15 protein-coding genes and 6 pseudogenes are annotated in these 19877 nt (G+C 45.9%); 10 read left to right on the forward strand and 11 right to left on the reverse strand.

Going from position 1 to position 19877, the window contains the following annotated elements; genetic code table 11:
- Positions 1-96 precede the first annotated feature (96 nt).
- The 7 genes and pseudogenes from purL to ADU37_RS11720 all read right to left on the reverse strand — a co-directional run bounded on the left by purL (position 97) and on the right by ADU37_RS11720 (position 5921).
- Positions 97-2235: a phosphoribosylformylglycinamidine synthase subunit PurL gene (gene purL, locus ADU37_RS10600; protein ID WP_058947679.1), complete on the reverse strand. Its 2139-nt coding sequence runs from the start codon at positions 2233-2235 to the stop codon at positions 97-99.
- A gap of 199 nt (positions 2236-2434) precedes the next feature.
- A pseudogene (locus ADU37_RS10605) lies at positions 2435-2749 on the reverse strand (IS982 family transposase); the annotation flags it as partial.
- Between the two features lie 188 nt (positions 2750-2937).
- The gene (locus ADU37_RS10610) at positions 2938-3135 is read right to left on the reverse strand and encodes a hypothetical protein (RefSeq protein ID WP_058947556.1); all 198 of its coding nucleotides are present in this window, start codon (positions 3133-3135) and stop codon (positions 2938-2940) included.
- A 4-nt stretch (positions 3136-3139) separates the two neighbouring features.
- Positions 3140-3721, reverse strand: a complete 582-nt coding sequence (locus tag ADU37_RS10615; RefSeq protein ID WP_058947557.1) for a hypothetical protein — start codon at positions 3719-3721, stop codon at positions 3140-3142.
- Positions 3722-4070: 349 nt separating this feature from the next.
- Positions 4071-4934 carry a hypothetical protein gene (locus ADU37_RS10620; protein WP_058947558.1) on the reverse strand — a complete coding sequence of 288 codons (864 nt, stop codon included), beginning with the start codon at positions 4932-4934 and terminating at the stop codon, positions 4071-4073.
- Positions 4927-5601, reverse strand: a complete 675-nt coding sequence (locus tag ADU37_RS10625) for a DUF4855 domain-containing protein (protein WP_238981972.1) — start codon at positions 5599-5601, stop codon at positions 4927-4929. The genes ADU37_RS10620 and ADU37_RS10625 overlap by 8 nt, the downstream gene beginning before the upstream one ends.
- Positions 5565-5921 carry a hypothetical protein gene (locus tag ADU37_RS11720; RefSeq protein WP_238981973.1) on the reverse strand — a complete coding sequence of 119 codons (357 nt, stop codon included), beginning with the start codon at positions 5919-5921 and terminating at the stop codon, positions 5565-5567. Before ADU37_RS11720 ends, ADU37_RS10625 begins: the two co-directional genes overlap by 37 nt.
- Before the next feature lie 129 nt (positions 5922-6050).
- On the opposite strand from ADU37_RS11720, the pseudogene ADU37_RS10630 reads away from it, so the two are divergent.
- The 8 genes and pseudogenes from ADU37_RS10630 (at position 6051) to ADU37_RS10655 (ending at position 10836) form a co-directional block, all read left to right on the forward strand.
- A pseudogene (locus ADU37_RS10630) lies at positions 6051-6743 on the forward strand (IS6 family transposase).
- A gap of 83 nt (positions 6744-6826) precedes the next feature.
- Positions 6827-6922 (forward strand): annotated as a pseudogene (locus ADU37_RS11370) (IS982 family transposase); the annotation flags it as partial.
- A 398-nt stretch (positions 6923-7320) separates the two neighbouring features.
- Complete coding sequence (locus tag ADU37_RS10635) at positions 7321-7704, forward strand: radical SAM protein (protein ID WP_082663062.1); 384 nt, start codon at positions 7321-7323, stop codon at positions 7702-7704.
- A complete protein-coding gene (locus ADU37_RS10640) occupies positions 7691-8065 on the forward strand; it encodes a radical SAM protein (RefSeq protein ID WP_144433280.1) in 375 nt (124 codons plus the stop codon). The genes ADU37_RS10635 and ADU37_RS10640 overlap by 14 nt, the downstream gene beginning before the upstream one ends.
- Before the next feature lie 118 nt (positions 8066-8183).
- Positions 8184-8357 (forward strand): hypothetical protein, encoded by a 174-nt coding sequence (locus ADU37_RS11900; RefSeq protein ID WP_394325721.1) that lies wholly within the window; start codon positions 8184-8186, stop codon positions 8355-8357.
- Positions 8358-8378: 21 nt separating this feature from the next.
- Positions 8379-8663 (forward strand): PqqD family protein, encoded by a 285-nt coding sequence (locus ADU37_RS10645; RefSeq protein WP_058947561.1) that lies wholly within the window; start codon positions 8379-8381, stop codon positions 8661-8663.
- Between the two features lie 11 nt (positions 8664-8674).
- Complete coding sequence (locus ADU37_RS10650) at positions 8675-9670, forward strand: radical SAM/SPASM domain-containing protein (RefSeq protein WP_058947562.1); 996 nt, start codon at positions 8675-8677, stop codon at positions 9668-9670.
- Entirely contained in the window at positions 9652-10836 is a 1185-nt protein-coding gene (locus ADU37_RS10655) for an MFS transporter (RefSeq protein ID WP_058947563.1), read from the forward strand. The genes ADU37_RS10650 and ADU37_RS10655 overlap by 19 nt, the downstream gene beginning before the upstream one ends.
- 2 nt (positions 10837-10838) lie before the next feature.
- Here ADU37_RS10655 and ADU37_RS11160 read toward each other — a convergent pair.
- Together ADU37_RS11160 and ADU37_RS11905 are read right to left on the reverse strand one after the other, a co-directional pair.
- Positions 10839-11510 (reverse strand): annotated as a pseudogene (locus ADU37_RS11160) (IS982 family transposase); the annotation flags it as partial.
- Between the two features lie 76 nt (positions 11511-11586).
- A pseudogene (locus tag ADU37_RS11905) lies at positions 11587-11679 on the reverse strand (IS982 family transposase); the annotation flags it as partial.
- 251 nt (positions 11680-11930) lie between these two features.
- On the opposite strand from ADU37_RS11905, the gene ADU37_RS10670 reads away from it, so the two are divergent.
- A complete protein-coding gene (locus ADU37_RS10670) occupies positions 11931-13280 on the forward strand; it encodes a hypothetical protein (protein WP_058947565.1) in 1350 nt (449 codons plus the stop codon).
- A 53-nt stretch (positions 13281-13333) separates the two neighbouring features.
- On the opposite strand, the gene glmM is transcribed toward ADU37_RS10670, so the two are convergent.
- Together glmM and ADU37_RS11165 are read right to left on the reverse strand one after the other, a co-directional pair.
- Positions 13334-14704: a phosphoglucosamine mutase gene (glmM, locus tag ADU37_RS10675; RefSeq protein ID WP_058947566.1), complete on the reverse strand. Its 1371-nt coding sequence runs from the start codon at positions 14702-14704 to the stop codon at positions 13334-13336.
- A 42-nt stretch (positions 14705-14746) separates the two neighbouring features.
- Positions 14747-15600: pseudogene (locus ADU37_RS11165) on the reverse strand (IS982 family transposase).
- A 338-nt stretch (positions 15601-15938) separates the two neighbouring features.
- On the opposite strand from ADU37_RS11165, the gene ADU37_RS11725 reads away from it, so the two are divergent.
- Positions 15939-19850, forward strand: a complete 3912-nt coding sequence (locus ADU37_RS11725; RefSeq protein ID WP_238981974.1) for a cellulase family glycosylhydrolase — start codon at positions 15939-15941, stop codon at positions 19848-19850.
- Positions 19851-19877 lie beyond the last annotated feature (27 nt).

Here is a 19877-nt window from a genome sequence, read left to right on the forward strand (position 1 = left end):
AAAGTCCGATGCAGTAACAAAAATCCTGCCAGAATCCGGAAGGCTCCGATAACCCACCAACACGCCCCTAAAATATTAAAAATCCAGGGAAAATTTCTATTCCCCAAGGAGCTTTGGAAGTGAGTTGTAAAGTCCTCTTACTTTTTCTAAATCAATAGAGACGTGTTCTTCTCCGCATCTGAAGACAAGCCTCTTTCCTCCAGCCCTTCCAATTACTGCAAATTCATCGAAGAGAGCTTTGACCTTTTCGAGGTTTTTTTCTTCAAAGCTTATTATAAATCGACCATGGCTCTCCGAAAACATAACCTCTATGGGATTGAGTTTTTCTTCGGCTGGAACCTTGCCTATGTCAACCTCAAATCCAATGTTCCCGCTTAAGGCCATCTCGGCAAGTGCTATAGCTATTCCCCCCTTGCTAACGTCGTGAACGGCCTTTACTACTCCAAGCTCTATTGCTTTTAAAATCCCCTCAACATTTCTTTTTTCTCTCTCCAGCTCAACCCTGGGGGCAAGCCCTCCGTTAATGTTTAAAACCCTGTAGAGCTCGCTCCCTCCAAGCTCTTTCTTTGTAACCCCAACAACAGCTATAAGGTCTCCCTCATCCTTGAAATCCATTGTTGTAATGTTTTCGAGCCTCACTTTTCCCAATCCCGCAACCACTGGGGTCGGTTTTATAGACTTACTTCCCACCTCATTGTAAAAACTCACGTTCCCGCTTACGTATGCTAATCCAAAGGCCCTTGCCGCATCGGCGAGCCCTTTAATGGTCTCGATGAAGCTCCAGTAAACCTCGGGCCTTTCAGGTGAAGCGAAGTTGAGGTTATCAACCAAGGCCAAAGGTCTTGCCCCTACGCTCGCTAAGTTCCTAACGACTTCGGCAACGGCACCCATCGCTCCGTGGTAGGGGTTGAGGTGGCTGTGAGAGGGATTTCCATCGCTAACAAAAGCCAAGCCGTATTTTTCGTTTATTTTTAGCACCGCCGCATCCTTTCCGGGCTTTACAACTGTTCTTCCTTGAACCTCATGATCATACTGCTGCCATATCCACTCCTTGCTTACTATGTTTGGGCTTGAGAGCACTTTGAAGAAAGCCTCCTCGAGCCCTATTTCAGGTGTCTCAATTTCTCTTTCAACGTTGTAGGGCTTTGCTTCCCACTCTATTGTCGGCACTTCCGTGAGGAGTTCTATGGGTAAATCGGCCACTTTTTCTTCGTTCCAGTAGACGACATACCTGGGCTCTTCTATAATCTCACCGACAACAGCCCACTCAAGCTCGTACTTCTCAAAAATCTTTGTTATCTCTTCCAGATCTTCTTTCCTAATGGCGAAGAGCATCCTCTCCTGGCTCTCGGAAATCATGACTTCCATTGGATTCATGTTTGGCTCCCTTTGGGGCACTCTGTCCGCGTAGATTATCGCCCCAAACCCTTTCTTCCCGGCCATCTCGGAGGAGGCGCAGGTTAAACCTCCTCCCCCGAGGTCTTTAAGGGCCCTGACTTTCCCGGTGTAAACAGCTTCAAGCGTCGCCTCAATCAAAAGCTTCTCGGTGAATGGGTCGGGAATCTGCACCGCGGAGCGGTCTTCCTCCTCCGCGTTCTCGCTCAGCTCTTCGCTCGCGAAGGTAACTCCATGGATTCCATCCCTTCCCGTTTTGTTGCCAACTAAAACCAGCAGAAGACCGCTCTCCTCCACGTAGCTGTGAACGAGGTGCTCCGGCCTCATTAAACCAATACAAGCAACGTTGACAAGGGTGTAATTATTGAGGCTCTCATCGAACTCTGTCTCACCGCCAACAGTAGGAACGCCTATTCTATTGCCATAATCGGCTATTCCCTTTACCACGTACTCGAACAGATAGCGGTTGCGCTCCTTCTCAAGCGGCCCGAAGCGTATGCAATCGAGCAGAGCTATCGGACGGGCCCCCATGCAGAGTACGTCCCTAACTATTCCCCCAACGCCGGTAGCTGCTCCCCCATAGGGTTCAACGGCGCTCGGATGGTTGTGGCTTTCTATCCCCACCACTATCCAAGTTTCATTGTCGAACCTCACTATTCCGGCATCTTCACCAGGGCCCAAAACCACGTGCTCGTTCTCCGTTGGAAGGAGCTTCAAAAAGGGTCTGCTCGACTTGTAAGAGACGTGCTCGCTCCACATTACTTCGAGCATCGCCCGCTCAAGTTCATTTGGCTCCCTTCCGAGCCTTTCGCGGATGAATTTTTCCTCGTGAGGGAACATCATGACACCTCCTTTTATTGACGTGTTAATGTAAAAAAGTTCTATTTTTAAGGTTTATTTTGACGAAAAAATGTTCAAAAACTTAGTACTCTCTGCGAGAAGTTTTCTGATTTTAAGAGTGGTACCACAGAAAAAAGAAAAAACGCTCATTTCGTGGTACTGTTAAGCGCTACTATGTAAGTTTGACACTTTTCTTACCCTAGTTCCCACCACCTGTAAAGTTGTATAATCCCTCCAGATTCACAGCCAGAATCGCCCCTAAAATCCTAACAGCCAACCCCCTCAAACTAACACTCCTGCCCGGTTTCAGAAGAAACTCAGAAAACTTCGAAAACAAAGTCTCAATCCTCCTCCGAAAATCAGACAGGTACTTGTAAAACTTCCTCTCCCCCAGACTACCAATCTGATTCTCCCGCTTTACCGGCGTGTAAACAACGTCAAACTTCAGGAATTCCCCTTCCAACTCCCTGCTGACATACCCCTTATCCAAAAACAAGAAAAAACCAGTGAACTGCCCTGTCCCCATATTTTTCTCAAAAAATGCAAAACAATCGTAAAATCGGCTGATCTTATCGTAAGCCTTTTTTTGCCTGAGCCTTGGTTCTATATACCCGTAATACCTTGCGATTTTTTGAATTCATTTTGTTCGCCTTTTGTAGTTTGTATTTTAAATTATTTATAACTTGTCTCACGCATTTGTGTTCATTTATTCCTTCTTTTGGGCATTCCAAAATACCTCGGAGTGCTCTCTTTATACCTCCTGTATTCCTCTCCGAATATACGCTCTAAATAGGGTTCTTCAAGCTTGACGTTATACAAGTGAATCCCAATAAGGAGTGCCACCGTAAGCAGGAGCGCGAGGAGCGAACATTCGGCAATTAATAGAAATTGCTGAAACAAAAGCTCACCCCATCTTCGCCTTCCAGTACACCAGTACGAGCACTAAAATAATCCCCGTGAGAAGAACCCCGTAGAATTTCAGGGACTCTTCTTGACACGTTGGCAGGCTGTTCTCGATGCCCTTCGTAAAATTCAACCTCCAAAGGAAGCTCCCGTCATAATAAAGCACGGTGAGGTTCTCCCAACCAAACGGAACGAAGGGGTTCTCTGGACGAAAGAACAGTAAAACACCTCCTCTCAGAAACACGGAGCTTAGGGTCACGTTATCAGGAATGTTTATGCTCAGATTGCCTGGAATTTCAATAACATAGGAAACGCTTCCATTTGAGGTGTAGATTTTAGAACCATTGATGTAGGCTGGATAATCATTACTCGATATCGAGTAGTTCTCGGAGCGCATTGCACTGACGATCTGCGAGGGGAGCTTCATCGCCCTTCTAATACATGGCCCCTCCGGATTGATGACCATTCCATTACTGATATACCACAGGCCATTATGGAAGACGTAGCGAAGCTCGTCGCCCCCGATCGTGTTTCCGAGATAATAGATCCTCCCGTCCTTGAAGTAGAAGTAGTACTTCTCCAACCATGCTCGGGGTGGGTACCCCCTGCATTCCGGGGCCCAGCGCGTCCCAGGAAAGCGTTATTATCGCGTCGTCTTCCCCGGCCTTGATGAAGGGATAGAAACTGCAGTACTCGGTGGGAGCAAGAACCGGATTCGGGCCGCAGAGGGATCTGGTGGCCGAGACGAAGGGTAGGAACGAAAGCGACAATAGAAAAAGAACAAGTCCTACCTTCCACATGCATTTACACATATGGGACCCCTCCCTTTTCAATTCTGCTTAAATTGATCTAGACATGCCTCCTAATCCCCCAGTAAACCAGTATAAACATTAGGATGGCTCCAGTAAGGATAACTAAAGACTTGGGGAGGGTTAATCTCCGGGAAAATGTACGCTACCCACATGCATTTTTAGGTGAGTTAGGTTCTTCCCGTCATAAAAGAACAGAAGCGGTAACTCTGAAGCGGGGTCTCTCCCATTAACTTTAACATCTCCGGGGTAATAGATGAGAATTCCCTTACCGACAGGTAGTGCATAAAGGGTTGAGAGTACATTGAGCGTTTTGTTCCCAAAGAAGCCTGATACATATCCGTCAAATTCAGTCACCGGAATCCCATAAGTTAAATTTGCAAGTCTAAAGACTATGAAACCGTTCTCAATGACTCCCTTGACACCTGAGGGACTTTTCTGTGGGGTGTTGGCGAAGTAGCTCAGAATCTCGGTTCTATTACATTTTGTGCGCTCTGTCCCGTTCTGAAATTCAAGTCTTGTGCAGTTCCATATGAGAGAGGCACAACCATCGAAGCGATAAACTCTCATTTCGGTTTTTTTGGCGGTGAGTGTAAGGTTCTTTGTCTCCCCGTTGATCGTCATGGTGACGTTTTTGTAGGGAACTACCATCTGCTTGCGCTGGAGAATGTAAAAAGTCCCGTTAATCTCGGCCACTACTGATGGTTCGCCGAGTAGAGGATTACTTTTTCCTAAAAACAGCAAGTCGCTTCCATTGAAAAGATAGTAAAGGTCGTACTCCCCATCGGGCATGTTACGCCTAAGTGTTTCTTCCCCCGCAACCCTCTCGCATATCCATTCAGAATGGTGCACAATAATAAATGCATATCCATTGCTGGGTAGGATTGAGGTTATTGAATAGGTTTCATAAGGCTCACAAGTCTCACCAGAAACTAATGGAAAAATAAGTAGCAAAACTAAAAACGAGATTTTAAAAGAGTTATACATAATTATCCCCCAATCTTCTAGTAAATCCCTCCATTTCACTAATGACATTCAGGTCAATGCTGAAATAGTATGCTCTGTTCGGATATAAACTTCCCAAGATATCCTTCTGCACTTTGGTGTAGTGGTATGCTATGATTTTAGCTTCAGTTGTGTACTGGCTTAAGCATTCTGGACTAAATGTTGGGGCACAATATTCAATAAGAGATATTCTAAAGTTTTCTTCTAGGTGCGTATGATTGATATAGTAAAAGAGCAAACTCTGATCGACTTCCATTTCTATGTAGATGTTGAACGCATCGTTCTCATTCTTTAGATTTTCAAGTTTTGTCAGCCACTCCTTAAAAATCTCATATGTGTAAGGTATGTAGTCGTTAGTTCCCCTTGCAATAGCACCTCTTTGGTAGTAATTTGGTTGTACAAAAATGTAGTCAAAGAGCCTTGACAGACTGAAAATATTAGTTTTTTCCAGTACCAATGTGCAGGCGGAAGGTATCCATATAAACTTCTTGTTTAAGTTTCTCGCATAAGTCGATATCTCTTCAATGTCTTCCTCATATACTGTCCCATCGCTCACTTGCCATACATCCTCTAGGCTCCAGTAAAAGCCCTTTAAATTTCCTCCAGTCGAGTTTAAAACTCCATCAATCCACCCTTTCCAGTAGGACACCCCCTGACACCCTTGCTGGAAACGTTTGTGTTATTCAATACAGGGATAGAAGCGAAGTAGTCAATAAAACCTTCAAAGTGTCTGTTTAACCAGCTTCCAAATTTGTTTCCATCGTAATACCCATCATCATATGAATATCCTCTCTGAGGAGTATTCCGACCTTCTCCGTTATCAAGTATCACTGCATAATCAAATCCTAACTTTTTGAAATCATCAACAGTTGCAGAAATACCCTGCCAATTCTTGTCCCTTCCATTTATCATTCTCGATTCATACTTCAAACCATTCCATCTAATCCACCAAAGGCCAAGTGTTGCCATTTGGCATCGCTAATATTTGCTACTCATGACAGTATAAAAATATTTTGAACAAAAAAGTGATACTGTTAGGATAAGCTGTGGGGCGTCAGATTTAAGTTATCAGCAATACTTCAGGAAAAGAAGGGGAACGTGAAGGCTGAAACCATTATTTACTGCTTGTTTTCAGCCTTAAAACCCTTTCGTCACAACAAAATTCCAGCGGAAAAGAAAATCAGGGCAGTAGAATTATTGCAGGGCCTCAGTTACCGGCAAGTCTCCAAGATACTAGAAATCAGCCACACAAGAGCCGAAACAGTTCAAAAACTAGCGGAAGCAATTTACAAGCCAAAAATCCTCACAGTGAGGAAACAGAGGAATTTTATCGCAGTTGATGAGACTGTAATAAAAATCAATGGACAGAAAAGATTTCTCTGGGCTGCGATTGATGTTGAAAGCGAAGAAATCCTCGCAGTCTGGATTACAGCCACCAGAAACTGGTGGGTTGCTAGGGAGTTTATTCTGGTTGTTTTAAAGTCCTGTGAAGGGCGGCCTGTTTTTCTGGTTGATAATGCTAGGGTACAAGTCTGCTTTTAAATCCCTTGGGCTGGCTTATGTTCACGTAACTTTCGGGCCAAGGAATAGTATTGAGCGCTGGTTTAGGACTGTGAAGGAGCGGACAAAGCGTTTCTGGAATAATTTAGGAGTAGCGATTGGAGGGGGGTTCAGAGGTTTGTTTTTCTGTTTGCCTTCTGGTATAATTTTGTCAGGATTCATTCTCGGTTTAATGCTCCGCCTGGAAACATCGCTGAATGGGTTCAGGAGGGGATACCCAAGTTATCCTAACAGTATGGATTGGTGGTTGTTGTGAATTTTCAGGAGGAAATCTTGCTCATAAAATCCGAGATTTACCCAATAATCAGCGAACGAGTGTTAGTTTGAGGGGTTTGACTGTCAGGATTTTAGGAGCAATTCTGGCCGTGAATCTGGATAGATTATACAACTTCACAGGTGGTGGGAATTAGGATACAACTTATAATTATTAACTACAAGTTTACGAAAAAATTAAATATAATCAAAACTTAAGTAAATTTGCTGAGGTAACAATGAAGCAGATAAAGAAGGTGATTAGAGATTGAAGAAAGGAGGTATATCCCTCCAGTAATTAGTAGAGATATCGACAGAATTGGACCTATTTGTGCCCCAGAAGCCCATTGGAAAAGTGGCACTTTTACGAATGAATACATACCCCCACAATAACAAGGGAACCCGATAGAATTGGACCTATATGCGCTCCAGAGGCCCATTGGAAGTCAGGAGGAATTAATTGACTACCTATCTTAGTTTTTGTTTTTAACTATATCTCCCCTCTCGTCGCTATATCTTTGGAAGTCAATTGAAAAAGTAACTGAGGGAAGCCCCTATGCGGAAAGACATACCATCACTTGATATCGTGGAGATAGACTTAACAAATAAATGTAATTTCATGTGTCGTCATTGTCGTGCTAATGCCAAAAATAAAGAGTATCACGAATTGGAGTATAATTTGTTACTCAAAACTATTGATGAACTAATAGACATGGATGTCCCAACAATAGTCCTTGCAGGAGGAGAACCATTACTTTATCCAAAAATTATCGAATTTGTGAATTACATAGTCTCTAATGGTAGTGAAGCGCATGTAACTACCAACGGATATTTCCATAGCACTTTGCAGGCTTTAATAGACAATGTGGAAAATCCAGAGCTTCTTAGAGTTGCTGTAAGCATTTACGGTCCAGAGAGATATCATGATGAAGTTCTGTGATGTGCAAGGGGCATACAATAAAGCTATTAAATCTCTTGAGCTTTGCATTGAACATGGAATAATAACGACAGTGAACTTCACAATAACTGGGGAAAACATAAGATATGTTTTTGATTACTTAAATATGGCAGAAAACATGAAGGCAAATGTATTCAAAGTTAGAACTCCAAACCCAATTGGGAGAGCAACCATAAGTAAAAACATCTTATTGAGTACAGATGAATGGTTCAATATTTTATCGAAATTAGTCAATGAAAAAGAAAAAAGAAACATTGAGATAGAATTTGCAGACCCCCTGTGGGGGAGATTTGACAAAGAACTTATCAGTACATTAAAACCAAGATACTGCCTAAAGGTATAAAAATTATTGCTGGGTGCACAGCAGGTATTTCTTCCCTATATATAAGTTCTGATGGCTCTGTTAGACTTGTGCATACTTCCCATACAACTTGGGATCCATAAAAGAAACTACCATATCTATGCTATGGGAAGAACACCCTTTACTCAACTCACTAAGAAAAAGAGAATTACATGGGGAATGCGGAGAATGCGCACTAAAGAGCATTTGTGGGGGATGTAGAGGAAGAACCTTCTGTTTAACTGGTGATCCAATGGCTTCGGATCCATATTGTATGAGACCAGTGCAACTTTAAAACAGCCAGGGGGTATGGAATTTGGAGTGGATATATAGTAAAAAACCCAAAGTGGTAGAGGGAATTATAGCGATTGAGGAAGAGGGGAAAATGAAATTGTTCAACCCTACAACCGGCAAAAAGCACGTATTGAACACTACTGGAAAGTACATATTTCAATTATGTGATGGAGAGAAAACTGTGGAGGATATATGGAAACTAGTTGTACGGGACTTCAATTGTTCAAATATCAAAAAAGTGAAAGAAGATGTTTGCAGATTCTTATACTTGCTGGCGAAGAGGGGATACATTGAATTCAAAGAATAGGTGGGTGTTAAATGGGGACATATCTCTTCCCTGAAATAGAAATAACAACGGCATGCAATCTCCAATGTAGGCATTGTAGGGTACCTATAACATCCTCCAATTTTATGAGTCTTAGTCTATTCAAAAAAATTGTCCAGAATCTTGTGAAGATGGATATTCCATATTTAACACTAAGTGGTGGCGAACCACTTTTACATCCAAATTTGTTTCAATTTTTAGATATCTGTTTTAAGAATGATATAGAGCAAGTAGGTATTATGACAAATGCTATATTACTAAATGATAATATATTAAACAAACTGGAGAAATATAAATGGTATGGGGAAGTTTGCATAGGCACCAGTATTGATGGATTTCAAGAGGTTCATGATTGGTATCGAAATAAAAGAGGAGCATTCAACAAAACACTAGAGTCCGTGAAAAAGCTTGTGCAGAGGGATTTCGAGGTTGGCATTAATGTCACCATCCATAAAAGAAATTTTCGTACCATTTATGAACTGTTAGAGTTACTTAGTACTCTAAACATAGCGACTATAAGAATACGCCCAGTTTTGCCCGTAGGAAAAGCAGAAAATAATAAGGATATCCTCCTAAACAAAGATGAGTTAGTTGATGTGGCACAGCAGTTAAAACTGTTCATAAAAAGAAACAAGAACAAGCCAGCAATAAGAATAGTTGATCCTGTTTTGTATACTTTGGTTTATCTCAAAGGGCGAAAACCTCCTAAAAACGTCCTTAATGGATGTAGCGCTGGAGTATTTCAAGTCTATATAGATATCTCTGGAAATATAAAGCCCTGTCCTTTTTTGAACAATAGCGTAGGGAATATAATGGTCCAAAATATTGAGGAAATTACAAACAAGGGTATCGCTAAGAAACGAGACCGACTAGTCGGAAAATGTGGCAGATGTGTATACAAGTACGCATGCGGGGGTTGTAGAGCAAGAGCCTTAATTTATTCAGGAAACATCTGGGGAAGTGATCCACTATGTCCATTAGAGATTTAGTGAACCTCTCAAAATACTCCAAGATAACATTGTTGTTAGCAACAATAGTATCACTCGGTAAAAGTATAATTGATCCCGTTTATATAGCATTCTTAGCATCAAGAGCAATCTCCAAAGAGCAGATTGGATTGCTCTTGACAATTTATTTTGTTTGCCTTTCAATATTCGACTTCCCTACTGGTGCCATCGCAGATAAATGGGGAAGAAAGAGGACTTATCTCTCAGGTGTTGGAATGTATGGAAGTGGATTAGTTCTATACGGCACGTCGACAAAATTTGAATTATTTGCAATTTCCGAAATTCTGTTAGCACTGGGTTCCGCATTTATGAGTGGCTCTTTAATTGCTTGGTACTATTCCTCTCTTGAAAAACATGGATTAACAGAAGAAGCTAAAAGCATATTCGGACTGGTTAATGCAAGCAGGACTATTTGTGGAGTTCTAGCAGGATTACTTGCGTACCCACTGGTGTCATTTGATATAGCGTATCCATTCCTTATTGGTGGGATAATTATGTTTGTAGCCACTGGTTTGGGCTTAGTGGTAATGGAGGAGAATCATGGGAATAACGAGGGGAATACATCTTTTTATCGTATTATGAAAAATGCCCTCAGGATTTCAATTCATAGGAAAAACATCCGCTATTTACTCCTCGGTGATGCAATATTCTCTTTTGCACTAATCTATTATATATACTCTTGGCAATTACTTTTTATTGATGAGCTTAAGATACCTGCCAGAATGCTTGGGATTTTGTATATAATTGGGATTTTTGGATCACTCTTTGGAAATCTCCTTTCAGGATTTTTATTGAAGAAGAGCAACAACTTTAAAGTCAGTATCCTTAGCCAATCATTGATACTCGCATCGTATATTGGTTTTGCACTTTCTCAGTCACTATTGCTTGCGATTCTCTGCGTTTTCACATACAATGTTGGATTTGGTACATACGGCCCTGCATTCAGTATCTGGCTTAATGAAATTATCCCAGATGACGCCAGAAGCTCAGTGTTATCCCTAAACAGTTCATTAGCTTCAATAGTTGCAGCAGTTGGAAGTAGTTTCTCAGGATTCATAGCAGCAAGTTACGGCATTAAGTTAGGATTCCTTATTCTGACACTACCATTAACCTTTGCAATAATGTTATTTTATATTTCTAGTAGATGACCCTAGTTCCCACCACCCGTGAAGTTGTATAATCTATCCAGATTCACGGCCAGAATCGCCCCTAAAATCCTGACAGCCAAACCCCTCAAACTAACACTCCTGCCCGGCTTCAGAAGAAACTCAGAAAACTTCGAAAACAGAGTCTCAATCCGCCTGCGAAAATCAGACAGGTACTTGTAAAACTTCCTCGCCCCCAGACTACTAATCTGATTCTCCCGCTTTACCGGCGTGTAAACAACGCCAAACTTCAGGAATTCCTCTTCCAACTCCCTGCTGACATACCCCTTATCCAGAAACAGAAAACAGCCAGTAAACTTCTCAACAATTACCCAGAATTTCCCCCTGACAACGCTCACATCATAAAAGCAGGGATCAACAGACAGCAAAGCCAGCAAATTTCCATCAGAGTAACAAGTCAGCTTGTACCCATAGTAGAACTTTTTTTAGAGGGAACAAACTCAACCGCGGGCTTTTCAGAGATGACTTCTGAAGAACCTACCTTCCCTTTCCTGTTTTTTCTGGCCAGCTCTTTAGTCTCAAATGGCTTTGAGTCGATTATTCTGACGTATTCCCTGGCGTGTTTTCTGAATAATTCTTCCTGAGTTATGATGGAGTTTTTCGTGCCTGTTCAAGCGTTCTGTCAGTTTGTTGTATCTGATTTTTGGGAAGGATTTCCTCGATCTAGGATTCTGCAAGCGTGCTTTGATTCGGTTAAAGTGCAAGCCGGTGTTGCGCGTTACATGTGAGGATGATTACTTCCCTGCGGGTGTTTTTCGGGTAGTGTTTGCTGACTATCGGGTAGATTTCGGATTTTATGATCAGAATTTCCTTCTGGAAGCCCATAACAATCCCCAATCAATCAAAAAAGTTAAATGCATATAAATCTAACGACCCGATGGGAACTAGGGTTATTGTTTTCTCTTTGAGAACTTTACCTCCCCATTGACAAAGAACGTTCCTAAGTTGCCGGAAGAACTGGGCCTCTTAACACTGCAAGATGTTGACATTTTTATGTAAATAGACCACCATATCACCCTCATGGTAGCCAGAAACTTTAAAAATACTCTTAACTTTAGTTATTTTGGTGACCCTTAATGAGAAGGATTTTAAAAATGCTCGGCATACTAATATTGACAGCACTCCTAATAGGAACAGGCGTATCAGCTGAATGGATGCCACCCGAAGGGGGAATGAGAGTAGTATTGACGGACGAGAACGGAAAGATGCTGAGGGGCTTTTCAGGAGACTACGAAATCCAGCTTCAGATTGACGTTGCCACGCCCTCTGGTATTAAGACCCTCGGTCACTACCGGATCAAGCGCTCTGGGTTTTGGAAGTTTGACATGACGAGGAGTGTCGTGAAAGTTGAGGGCATTAAGAGGTTCCTACCCAGCATAAGCGAGGAGAGGCGCTACGGAATCAGGGTCTCAGTATGGGTGATAGACAGGGAAAAAGGCCAGCTTTACAGGGGGATCGGCTCGGACTTTATCTCGGCGGAAGATCTAAGGGGAGCTACCAAAAGGGTTGCAGTTACACTACTGGAGAAGGAGCCCCTCCCAAAACCTGCTCGCGAAGGAGGTTATCACTACGTATGGGGGACTGCAGATGACTCCTGGGAGGCAAAAGAATACGTAAAGGTTCCCATCCTCATCATTGACAACAGGAACGGAAAGGGTGAACTCCAGGGGTCCGTGTCTCTGGAAGCCTCCTACAAGACGGAGTTCTCAGCGACCATCGCCTACGGGATTGACCTTGAGAAAAAGTTCAGAAGTGGTGATCCGGTAAATGTGCTATTATCTTCAGTGGACATATACGGAAAGAGGTGGGTTCCTGTTGAGGGCTCATACTACTTTTACAGGGCTGTAGATGTTCCTAAGGGAAGGGTGGGCTATATCTACATCTGGGCCAAACCCTACTACAGACACGAAAAGGAGTACATATGTGCTGGAGGAATGGGGTCTTACGGCTGCAGTGAAACCGGTAGGGAGAGGATAGACGTCGGCATCTACGATGTGAAAGCTAGTAAAGGAGTTCATGGATACATAATAGATGGTGGCTATGAAGTTAGATCCCCAGAGCTTGATCCATGGTTTTACAGCTTCACAAAAGAAGGTCTTCAGCTCGCTCTTCCCAAAGATGATGGGAGAAGCCTCAAATACCTTTTCCAAGGCACCAGTGGGGATTGTGGCGTCAAATTTGGAATAGGAATCCCTGTCGGGGCCATTGCCGTTGCTTTCGGAGCACCAGCCCCCGTCGCGGGACTCACAGCTTCACTTCAGTATAAGAAAGCGGGTAGCATCTCGGTAGACGGCGGAGTCCAGAATTACGGACCCACAATAACCCTTTACACTTTCAAAAGCCCCCAGAAGTATAAGTTCAAGACTGGATGGTTTAGCTCATGTTCAGCGGAAATCCCGATGGGATTCTACATAAAGAGCCGATGAAAGTTTTAATTTTCTTTTTTGCTGACGGAAGGAAAATATAGAGGATGGGAGCTTCAGCCCTTAAGCGCTTCCTCCAAGAGACTGATTCCTAACTCAAGGTACTCCTTCGCTTTCTCTTCGCTCTTGGCCTCGCTGAAGATCCTGATTATCGGCTCGGTTCCGCTCGCCCTCACGAGAACCCAGCCGTCATCGAAGATTATCTTAGTCCCGTCGGTGGTGTCTATTTTGTATCCCCTCTTCTCTGCGAGTTTGGCCACTTTATCAACGATCGCCTTCCTGGCGCCCTCAACGTGCCTCTTCGTCTTGAACTGGTAATACTTTGGAAGTCCGTCTATGAGCTCGCTGAACTTTTTACCGGATTTCGCGAATATCTCGACTATCTTTGCAGTCGTCATCGCCCCATCCCTGCCGAGAACGAAGTCAGGGAAGATAACGCCGCCGTTCTCTTCCCCACCTATGGTGCCGTTGTTTTCGAGGAGCGCCCTTGCGACGATTAAATCACCCACCTTCGTTCTCATGACCCTCGCATTGTTCCTCTTCGCTATATCGTCGAGGAGGTTGGAAGTCGCTATTGTAGTGACGAGCAGTCCCCCGCCTTTCTCCCTGAGGACTGCATCGGCAACGAGGGCGAAGGTCTTGTCTCCCTGGATGAAGCGGCCGTTCTCATCTATGAAAACCGCCCTGTCAGCGTCCCCATCCTGGGCAACGCCAAAGTCCGCTCCGAGGACCCTGACGATCTCCATGAAGCCCTTGAGGTTCTCCTCATTAGGTTCAGGATTCCTGGCAGGGAAGTGGCCGTCCGGGTGAGCGTTTACCGAAACAACTTTACAGCCGAGCTCCCTCAAGAGGTACGGCAGGGTCAAGCTGCCGGCGCCGTTGGAAGTATCGACCACGACAAAGGGCTTCCTCTTTCTTATAGCCTCCACATCTACCCTGCTCTTTATCGCCTCGATGTAGGACTTGATTATCTCCTCCTTCCTCAGTTCGCCTATCTCGTACCACTTTGCTCTGTGGAAGTCCTCCTTGAAGAACAGCTCCTCAACGATCTCTTCCCTCTCCTTCTTCAGGCCCATGCCGTTTGGTTCGAGGAGCTTTATGCCGTTGTACTCCGGCGGGTTGTGGGAGGCAGTTATGACGGCTCCACCGTCGGCCTTGAAGTGATTGGTGGCCCACTGGATTGCAGGGGTTGGGGCTATCCCAACGTCTATGACGTCGCAACCGGTACTCAAAAGTCCGCTGATGAGGGCATTTTTTAGCATCTCACCGCTCACCCTCGTGTCCCTGCCAACAACGACGAGCGGCCTCCCCACCCCTTCCCTTTTGAGGAGCGTCCCGAAGGCCATGCCGATTTTGAGGGCGAACTCCGGGGTTATCTTCTCGTTCGCTATCCCCCTGACGCCAAAGGTTCCGAAGAGCCTTCCCATTTCACTCCCTCCCGAAATCGTCTTGAACCTGACTATGTCACCCTAGTTCCCACCACCTGTGAAGTTGTATAATCTGTCCAGATTCACAGCCAGAATCGCCCCTAAAATCCTAACAGCCAAACCCCTCAAACTAACACTCCTGCTCGGTATCAGAAGAAACTCAGAAAACTTCGAAAACAAAGTCTCAATCCTCCTCCGAAAATCAGACAGGTACTTGTAAAACTTCCTCTCCCCCAGACTACCAATCTGACTCTCCCGCTTTACCGGCGTGTAAACAACGCCAAACTTCAGGAATTCCTCTTCAAACTCCCTGCTAACATACCCCTTATCCAAAAACAGAAAACAACCAGTGAACTTTTCAACAATCACCCAGAATTTCTCCCTGACAACGCTCACATCATGCTTGCTCGCCGGATCAATGGACAATAAAGCCAGCAAATTTCCATCAGAGTAACAGGGCAGCTTGTACCCATAGTAGAACTTTTTTTAGATGGAACAAACTCAACCGCGGGCTTTCAGAGATGACTTCTGAAGAACCTACCTTCCCTTTCCTGTTTTTTCTGGCCAACTCCTTGGTCTGAATGGGTTTCGAGTCCAGTATCCTAACGTATTCCCTAGCGTGTTTTCTGAATAATTCTTCCTGAGTTATGATGAGGTTTTTCGTGCCTGTTCAAGCGTTCTGTCAGTTTGTTGTACCTGATTTTTGGGAAGAGCTTCATTTCCTCAATTAAAACCCTGTAAGCGTGTTTGTAAACTCCGTTAAAGTGCAAGTGTGTCAGTATTGCGCGTTACGCGTAGAGGCTGATTACTTCCCTGCGGGTGTTTTTCGGGTAGTGTTTGCTGACTATCGGGTAAATCTCGGATTTTATGATCAGGATTTCCTTCTGGAAGTCCATAACAATCCCCAATCAATCAAAAAATTTAAATGCATATAAATCTAACGACCCGATGGGAAATGGGAACTAGGGTAAACGGGCGCTATCCCACCTCTCAATGGTCCTGCAAAAATGATAGGCCCCGAACCCAAATACCTAGCACCTCCCTGTTTGATCAAAGGAATTCCCCAACCATGGGCTCTATCCAAGTTCTCGGACCAAGTTATAAATTATAAATCTACCAACCCATTTTATAAAATTCTACTGACATTGCTAAATAATCCGATAAGTTTATATATTTTGTCCAACATCTTATAATTGCCATCCTCCAACATATAAAAAATGGAGGGAGTTATGTAATGAACAGGCAAAAGGCTCTGGCAATGTTTGTTTTGTTTTTTGTTTTAGTTGGAGTAATTGGAAGCATCCCAGCAAGCCACGCAACGACTGACACAAGCACGTACACGACGCCCACAGGGATATACTATGAGGTCAGAGGGGACACAATCTACATGATCAACCCCAGCAGCGGGGAGGAAGTTCCCATACACCTCTTTGGCGTCAACTGGTTCGGCTTTGAGACCCCGAACTACGTCGTTCACGGCCTATGGAGCAGGAACTGGGAGGATATGCTCCTCCAGATCAAGAGCCTTGGTTTCAATGCGATAAGGCTTCCCTTCTGTACCCAGTCCGTCAAACCGGGGACGATGCCAACGGGGATTGACTACGCCAAGAACCCCGACCTCCAAGGTCTTGACAGCGTTCAGATAATGGAGAAAATAATCAAGAAAGCCGGAGACCTAGGCATATTCGTGCTCCTCGACTACCACAGGATAGGATGCAACTTCATAGAGCCCCTCTGGTACACAGACAGCTTCTCGGAGCAGGACTACATAAACACCTGGGTTGAAGTCGCCCAGAGGTTCGGCAAGTACTGGAACGTTATAGGAGCTGATCTAAAGAACGAACCCCACAGCTCAAGCCCGGCACCTGCCGCCTACACTGATGGGAGTGGGGCCACCTGGGGAATGGGTAACAACGCTACCGACTGGAACTTGGCGGCTGAGAGGATAGGAAAGGCAATCTTGGAGGTTGCACCCCACTGGCTGATATTCGTCGAGGGGACCCAGTTCACTACCCCCGAGATAGACGGCAGCTACGAGTGGGGCCACAACGCCTGGTGGGGCGGAAACCTCATGGGCGTTAGGGAATACCCGGTCAACCTGCCCAGGAACAAGCTCGTCTACAGCCCCCACGTTTATGGCCCGGACGTTTACGACCAGCCCTACTTTGACCCCGCAGAGGGCTTCCCTGACAACCTACCCGACATCTGGTACCACCACTTCGGCTACGTCAAGCTCGATCTCGGTTACCCCGTTGTTATAGGTGAGTTCGGAGGCAAGTACGGCCACGGAGGAGACGCGAGGGACGTCACTTGGCAGAACAAGATAATAGACTGGATGATCCAGAACAAATTCTGCGACTTCTTCTACTGGAGCTGGAACCCCAACAGCGGTGACACCGGTGGAATTCTACAGGATGACTGGACAACAATATGGGAAGACAAGTACAACAACCTGAAGAGGCTCATGGACAGCTGTTCTGGAAACGCCATTGCCCCGCCCGTCCCCACGACAACGACTTCGACCACAACCACAACTACAACCCAGACCCCAACCACCTCTACTCCGACTACAACAACCACCACGACTACCACAACGACTACTACTCCTCCAGGGAGCATTCCCTTTGAAACCGTGAACATTCTCCCCACGAGCTCCCAGTACGAGGGAACCAGCGTGGAGGTCGTATGTGACGGAACCCAGTGTGCCTCCAGCGTTTGGGGAGCACCGAACCTCTGGGGAGTCGTTAAAATCGGAAACGCCACAATGGATCCCAACGTTTGGGGCTGGGAGGATGTTTACAGGACTGCACCTCAGGACATTGGAACCGGCAGCACAAAGATGGAGATAGGGAACGGGGTGCTCAAAGTCACGAGCCTTTGGAACATTAACATGCATCCCAAATACAACACAATGGCATACCATGAGGTCATATACGGTGCCAAGCCGTGGGGCAACCAGCCAATAAATGCCCAGAACTTCGTGCTCCCGATACAGGTCTCCCAGCTTCCAAGGATACTCGTTGACACAAAGTACACACTCGAAAAGAGCTTCCCAGGAAACAACTTCGCCTTTGAAGCGTGGCTCTTCAAAGACACCGACAACATGAGGGCCCCCGGCCAGGGGGACTACGAGATAATGGTACAGCTCTACATCGAAGGCGGCTATCCAGCAGGCTACGACAAGGGACCCGTCCTCACCGTTGATGTTCCAATAATCGTCGATGGAAAGCTTGTAAACCAGACTTTTGAGCTATACGACGTCGTAGCGGATGCTGGGTGGAGGTTCTTAACCTTCAAGTCAACCAAGAACTATAACGGTTCAGAGGTCGTATTCGACTACACCAAGTTCATAGAGATAGTTGACGGCTACCTCAGCGGTGGCAACCTCACGAACCACTACCTAATGTCCCTGGAATTCGGTACCGAGGTATACACCAACGGGTGCAGCTCGTTCCCCTGCACCGTGGACGTAAGGTGGACCCTTGACAAGTACAGGTTCATTCTGGCCCCCAATACAATGACCACTGAGGAGGCCATGAGCGTTCTCATCGGAGAGGTCCAGCCTCCCGCTTCCACCACAACATCGCAGACGACAACTTCAACCCCCACACCCACTACAACAACCACCGCACCGCCAACTACCACGCCACCAGCTCAGGATGTCATTAAGATAAGGTACCCGGACGATGGGCAGTGGCCGGAGGCCCCAATCGACGGGGACGGGGACGGGAACCCAGAGTTCTACATCGAAATAAACCCGTGGAATATACAGAGCGCTGAAGGCTACGCCGAGATGACCTACAACCTTAGCACAGGCGTCCTCCACTACGTCCAAGCCTTAGACGATATAACCCTTAAAAACGGCGGCTCGTGGGTGCACGGATATCCCGAGATATTCTACGGCAACAAGCCCTGGAACAACAACTACGCTACCGATGGGGAGGTTCCACTTCCAGGAAAAGTCTCGAACCTGAGCAACTTCTACCTGAGCGTAAGCTACAAGCTGCTGCCAAAGAACGGCCTTCCTATCAACTTTGCAATCGAGTCGTGGCTCACGAGGGAGCCCTGGAGGAACAGCGGAATAAACAGCGACGAGCAGGAGCTCATGATATGGCTGTATTACGACGGACTCCAGCCGGCTGGCTCAAAGGTCAAGGAAATCATTGTCCCGATAGTGGTGAACGGCACCCCAGTGAACGCTACCTTCGAAGTCTGGAAGGCGAACATCGGCTGGGAGTACATAGCCTTCAGGATAAAGACCCCAATAAAGGAGGGAACCGTCACTATACCGTACGGAGCCTTCATCAGCGCCGCCGCAAACGTAACGAGCCTAGCTAACTACACCGAGCTGTACCTGGAAGACGTTGAGGTTGGAACCGAATACGGAACGCCCTCAACCACTAGCGCACACCTCGAGTGGTGGTTCTACAACGTCTCGCTCGAGTACAGGCCTGGAGAGCCACTGCTCTCACAGCCACCTGCGGAAGGGTCTGCTCCATCAGAAGGCGGACAGACACCCTCAGAAGGAGGAGCCACGACAGGAACACTTGACGCAAAGCTTGTGAACTCTTGGGGCACCGGTGCACAGTATGAGGTAGCAGTCAACTTGGACACCTCAAGCACTTGGAAACTCCTCATTAAAATCAAGGACGGCAAGATCTCGGACATATGGGGTGCCACCATTGTGGGAACTCAGGGAGACTACGTAGTGGTTCAGCCGAGTTCCCCAGCGGCATCGGCTACAGTCGGTTTTGTGACCTCGGGAAATGCTCCGCTGGTGGAGGAGGCAGTCCTGCTCTCGGGTGACAAGGTGCTCGCCATGTGGACTGCACCGACGGCCTCGGCCTCGGACCTGAACGTCACTATTAAGATTGACAGCGAGTGGGACTCAGGGTTCGTGGTCAAGATATACGTAACCAACAACGGCAACGCCCCCGTCTCAAACTGGCAGATAAAGCTCAGAATGACAAGCCTTATCTCGGGCATCTGGGGCGGCACGTACACTGTCAGCGGGGACGTTGTAACAATAGTGCCTACGGGGAGCAACGCCGTCATAAACCCAGGAACCACGATCGAGATTGGCTTCGTTGCCAGCAAGCAGGGGGCCTACGTGTACCCCGAGCTCCTTGGAGTCGAAATCCTTTAATCCCTTCTCCTTTTTTCTTAATCTTGG

This window comes from Thermococcus sp. 2319x1, from assembly GCF_001484685.1.
Taxonomy (GTDB): Archaea; Methanobacteriota_B; Thermococci; order Thermococcales; family Thermococcaceae; genus Thermococcus_A.